Annotated in this window: 1 protein-coding gene; it reads right to left on the bottom strand. The window is 51.4% G+C overall.

Features of this window, described 5'->3' with window-relative positions; all coding sequences use genetic code 11:
- Nucleotides 1-347: helix-turn-helix domain-containing protein (locus F3J40_RS24580; protein ID WP_167018785.1), on the bottom strand; the 347-nt coding region annotated here is incomplete at its 3' end.
- Nucleotides 348-716: the final 369 nt, after the last annotated feature.

The following is a 716-nucleotide window of genomic DNA, read 5'->3' as shown; positions in this document are numbered from 1 at the left end:
CTGATGGAATCGTTGCCCTGGCTCTTGCGCTTAAAGACCGGCTTTTTAGCCGCCAGACGCTTATCAAAGCACCGCTTCCATGCCCCGTGCAGGTCTTTCAGTTTCTGCTGGAGGTTGTCGGTGTATGCTTCAGACAGGAACGCCAGCTCGGGCAGGCCCTTCCACACGGTAAGCATTTTATTCAGCGCAAAGGCGGTGGGCAGCTTTTGTCCGGCATCCAGCATGCGCTGCGTTTCTGCCAGGCCATAATTCCAGATGAAACGCGCACAGCCGCACATCTGGCGCAGTCGTTGCGCCTGTGCGTCCGTGGGTTCCAGCCGGTATTTATACGCCTTCAGGATAAGCATGTGCATTCAGTGTCAGGTAAATGAATGCTGGATAAATAACCATGTGTTTAATCTGAAGTCAAGCTGCGCAGGTTTTTTTAAAAAAAACAGATATAGCGCCATTTTACTGCATGTTAATCGCTTTTTATGACGAAATACCGACAAGATGCCTTTGGGAAATGACATCCTACGCGCATCAGCCAGCGTGCAGCTGAAATGTGGGGTGACTTCGGGGCGGAACTAAATGCGTGTGACGGCGAGGTGGCTCATACAGAGGATCGCCGCCTGAAGTTGTGAAAAAGTACTTTCAAAACCCGCGAGGCTGAGAAATATTTGACGCTACCGCGTCAATTCAAATTCCCCTCCCACCTCCTTCGGTGGGAGTACCCT

This window comes from Candidatus Pantoea multigeneris (genome assembly GCF_011752615.1).
GTDB lineage: Bacteria > Pseudomonadota > Gammaproteobacteria > Enterobacterales > Enterobacteriaceae > Pantoea > Pantoea multigeneris.
This window is presented reverse-complemented; position numbering and strand designations above follow the sequence as displayed.